Consider the following 4,121-nt stretch of genomic DNA (forward strand, 5'->3'; position numbering starts at 1 on the left):
TGCCGAGGCGGTCGGTCAAAAGACCGCCGGCGCGGCGGCGGGCCCTACCGAAATGTATACCGTCAATGTAGACGGCCGCAGCTATAACGTGGCCGTCGGCCCGGCCGGTTCCAATATTTCGGTGCAGGCAGCGTCGCCCAGCACGCCGGTCGGTCCCGATCTGGTCATCACGCCGCCCATTATCAGCGGCCATGGCGTCGTGGTTTCGCCTCTGGCCGGGGTGGTGTTAAAAGTGAATGTCAACGTGGGAGCACATATTTCCGAAGGCGATGTGGTGATGGTGATGGAAGCCATGAAAATGGAAACCGAAATCCGCGCCAAAGTGGGCGGTATCGTCAGTGCGGTGAATGTCAAGCAAGGCGACAGCGTAGCGGTTGGCGACGTGTTGGTCACGCTATAACAATGCATGCGGCGGGCGCCTGGCTCGCCGTTTCGTCCGAAACAACCAAAGATCATTCATGGAAAATTTAACACTGTTGTGGGAAAGCACCGGCCTGTACAACTTTACCGGGCCGCAAGCCATTATGATGGCAGTGGGTTTTCTGCTGCTGTTTTTAGCGATTAAAAAAGGCTTCGAGCCCTTGCTGCTGTTGCCGATCGGTTTCGGCGCCATTCTCAGCAACATACCGGTAGCCGGCATGACCGAAGAGGGCGGGGTGCTGTATTACTTGTACGGCGGGATTAAATCCGGCATGTTCCCGTTGCTGATTTTCATGGGCGTGGGCGCAATGACGGATTTCGGCCCCATGCTGGCCAATCCAAAAACCCTATTCCTGGGCGCGGCCGCTCAATTCGGCATCTTCGCCACCCTGTTCGGGGCGCTTGCCTTGAACGTGATACCGGGCATGGATTTCGATTTAAAGCAAGCGGCGGCGATTGCCATCATCGGCGGCGCCGACGGCCCCACGGCCATTTATGTAGCGTCCAAACTGGCGCCGGAATTATTGGGGGCCATTGCGGTGGCGGCGTATTCCTATATGGCCTTGGTTCCCCTGATTCAGCCGCCTATCATGCGGGCGTTGACCACGGTTGAAGAACGCAAAATCGAAATGCAGCAACTGCGTTCCGTCAGCAAGACCGAAAAAATCGTCTTCCCTTTGATGCTGGTTACCCTGACTGCCTTGTTGTTGCCGTCGGCGGCGCCGTTGATCGGTATGTTCTGTCTAGGCAACTTGATGAACGCGTCCGGCGTGGTGGACCGGTTGAGCAAAACCGCCCAGAACGAATTGATCAATATCGTTACCATATTTCTGGGTTTGTCGGTCGGGTCCAAATTGAGCGCCGACGCGTTTTTGCAAATGGAAACCCTGGGGATTCTGGGCCTGGGTGCCGTCGCATTCGCAATCGGCACCGCCAGCGGCGTGATTATGGCCAAAGTCATGAATCGGTTCAGCAGTACGCCCATCAATCCGCTGATCGGCGCCGCCGGCGTCTCGGCCGTGCCGATGGCGGCGCGGGTAGCGAATAAAGTCGGCCAGGAGAGCAACCCCTATAACTTTTTGTTGATGCATGCCATGGGGCCGAACGTGGCCGGGGTAATCGGCTCCGCGGTCGCCGCCGGTGTCTTGTTGAGTCTGATTCGTTAAGCTGAAATTCAATGGCTAGACGTAGGATGGGCAAAAATGTCCGCCATGGGCCTGTCGAAATGCCAATGCCGATCGATTTTGCACGGATAATTCAATGTTCGGCGGAACCATCGGGTTAATTCCGCGTGGGCACGAAAGCCGTGCCCACCCTCCGAGACTAGGTGGATTTTTAACTCCGCCTCTCAAACTATTGGGTGGTTAACCTTCCGATTCACCGTCTGTCGCGGCCTTTTTCTCGGCAGCGGCCGTTACATAAAGCCGTTCGGCAAGCGAGTTTGTTTGTTGCAAACCCGACAATTTCAAATCCCGCCGCAGCCGCCAATACCTTACAAGTCAGGCGTAGCGCGGTATCAATAAACTGGTATCCGTCTTGCTTGGGTTAACTAAACCCTTGTTAGCCCGGCTCTATCATGCCCAATTCATCGTTTAGCAAGCTCAATCCGCTTGCAGTAATGTTTCCCCCATTCCGGCCGGTGTGTTGCTGATGGCCGATTTTCCGCTCTTACTGGCGGTCGCCAGCAAGGAAGGCATGGCCATTAGCGAACATTTCGGCCATGCCAAGCAATTCCATATTTACACCGCTTATCCGGACAGTTGCCGGTTTCTTGAAACCCGCCAGGTCGCGCATTATTGTCTGGGTCAGCATGCCGACCAATCGGCCATGGCCGGCATTCTGGAAGCGATTAAGGATTGCCACGCGGTATTCGTCGCCAAGATAGGCGATGGGCCCACCGAAAAACTCAACAACATCGGCGTGCGCGCGGTCGGCCAATATGCATATGAAGCCATTGAAGCTTCGTTGCTCGATTATGTGAGCCAGGTAGCCGCCGGCGAGGCGCAACATGGATCCTGAACAAGTCGTGCGGTGGTTGCGGCAGCATCCCTTAACGCCGATTCACGTCGATTGCGCCACCACCGTGATGCTGAAAATTCTGGACGGCAAATGCAAAATGCCCGAGGCAGAAAAACAAGTGATGGCGTTGCTGTACGAAGCCGTCAAAACCCAACCCGGCCAATTGCTGGCAACCGAGCTGCATCAGCTAATCGCTTCGGCTCGCGAGTACATCGATGATGAGCTTAAAACCCGCATTTACGAACAACGCCTATTGGCGGAAACCGCGCTGTCCCGGCCGGTCATGAAAGGCTTTAAAGCCATGATACGCCAGCAAGGGCTGCTGGACGGCGCTAACGAAACCGAGGAAGCTTGAACCGGTTTACCTGCTACCCACCCCATGCGAGGCCATCATGACCATCTACGCCATAGGCAGTGTGAACGGCGATTATCGAGCGCTGGCAACGCTGCTGGACAAAATAGCCTTTAACCCGGATAGCGATTGCCTGTGGTTTAGCGGCAATCTGGTCAACGGCGGGCCGGATTCCCTGGCGGTATTGCGGCTGGTGAAAGGTTTGGGCAAACAAGCCGTCACCGTACTGGGTAACGCGGAACTGCATTTGCTGCGGCGGGCCGCCGGTGTCGCCGAACCGAACCCGAACGATACTTTGGACGACGTTCTAAACGCGCCGGATCGGGAAGAACTGTTGAAATGGCTGCGCCAGCGCGGACTGATACACCACGACGGCAAACGCAATTTCACCCTGGTGCATGCCGGCATACCCGGCGCCTGGAGTTTCAGCCAGGCCTTGACCTTTGCCTGCGAAGTCGAATCGGCGTTGGCCAGCAATAAATACCAAGCCTTTATGGAAAACCGCCGCCAGGACCAATCGCGCTGGCATGCCAAACTGAGCGGCTGGAAACGGCTGAATTTCATCGCCAACGCCTACACGCAGATGAAGTATTGCAACGCGCAAGGCAAACTGGATTTTCTCGCCGACGGCGCCGTGCAAAATCAGGCCGAAGGCTTGATACCCTGGTATCGGCAAGCGGAACGCGGCACGGCGCGGCTGAATATTTTATTTGCCGACGATGCGGGTTTTGCCGACCAACCTTGTCCCGGCATTTATCCCTTGTCCGCAGTCGACCGGCTTACTGCCTTGGCCTTGGGTGACTAGCGAGAGACCGAATGCTTATTGCATCCGTAATGGTGGGCACAAAAAATCGCAAAAATCGCCGCCTAAACTACCGATGATTGCGTATTAACCCAGGCAGGTCCAATAAGAAGAGAACATGAGATTTCGAACCAAAATTGCGGGAGGCGGCACAGCTACCAGCCCGCGGGAAAGGCCTCAATGAATACACACAATCTTCGGGCGGTCTGATCAATAGATTTCGTATGCACGGGTTCGGCCATGTGCGGACATTCGTTAGCTTTGAATATTTGAAAAATGATCGTCGGTAATCTTTTTAAAAGCTGCCGTTCGCAAGAGATGCTACCCCTCCTTCGGCAGCAACTGAAAGAGTATTGAGCTAACGCATCATTGCTCACCGTAAATCACTGCGAAAATTCAACACTGCGCGGAAGTCACTGGGTGTGCTCGGAACGATCAGCACCGGATTTCCCGATGGGGGCCAAAGCCTACCGTGTTTTTTACCCCGTTTAAACGACCAGCCTTCTCGTAATAGTTGCCTTATCAATT

The 4,121-nt window shown here is 55.2% G+C and carries 5 protein-coding genes; all 5 read left to right on the plus strand.

From position 1 onward, the window contains the following. On the plus strand, nucleotides 1-400 hold a 400-nt coding region (locus NP596_RS20160), incomplete at its 5' end, for a biotin/lipoyl-containing protein (protein ID WP_256617186.1). A gap of 58 nt (nucleotides 401-458) precedes the next feature. Further along, entirely contained in the window at nucleotides 459-1,586 is a 1,128-nt protein-coding gene (locus tag NP596_RS20165; protein WP_256617187.1) for a sodium ion-translocating decarboxylase subunit beta, read from the plus strand. 484 nt (nucleotides 1,587-2,070) lie between these two features. Then, entirely contained in the window at nucleotides 2,071-2,439 is a 369-nt protein-coding gene (locus NP596_RS20170; protein WP_256617188.1) for a NifB/NifX family molybdenum-iron cluster-binding protein, read from the plus strand. Next, nucleotides 2,429-2,794: a hypothetical protein gene (locus tag NP596_RS20175; RefSeq protein ID WP_256617189.1), complete on the plus strand. Its 366-nt coding sequence runs from the start codon at nucleotides 2,429-2,431 to the stop codon at nucleotides 2,792-2,794. Before NP596_RS20170 ends, NP596_RS20175 begins: the two co-directional genes overlap by 11 nt. Before the next feature lie 37 nt (nucleotides 2,795-2,831). Further along, nucleotides 2,832-3,596, plus strand: a complete 765-nt coding sequence (locus NP596_RS20180; RefSeq protein ID WP_256617190.1) for a symmetrical bis(5'-nucleosyl)-tetraphosphatase — start codon at nucleotides 2,832-2,834, stop codon at nucleotides 3,594-3,596. Nucleotides 3,597-4,121: the final 525 nt, after the last annotated feature.

The organism is Methylomonas rivi (assembly GCF_024505165.1).
Classification (GTDB): Bacteria; Pseudomonadota; Gammaproteobacteria; order Methylococcales; family Methylomonadaceae; genus Methylomonas; species Methylomonas rivi.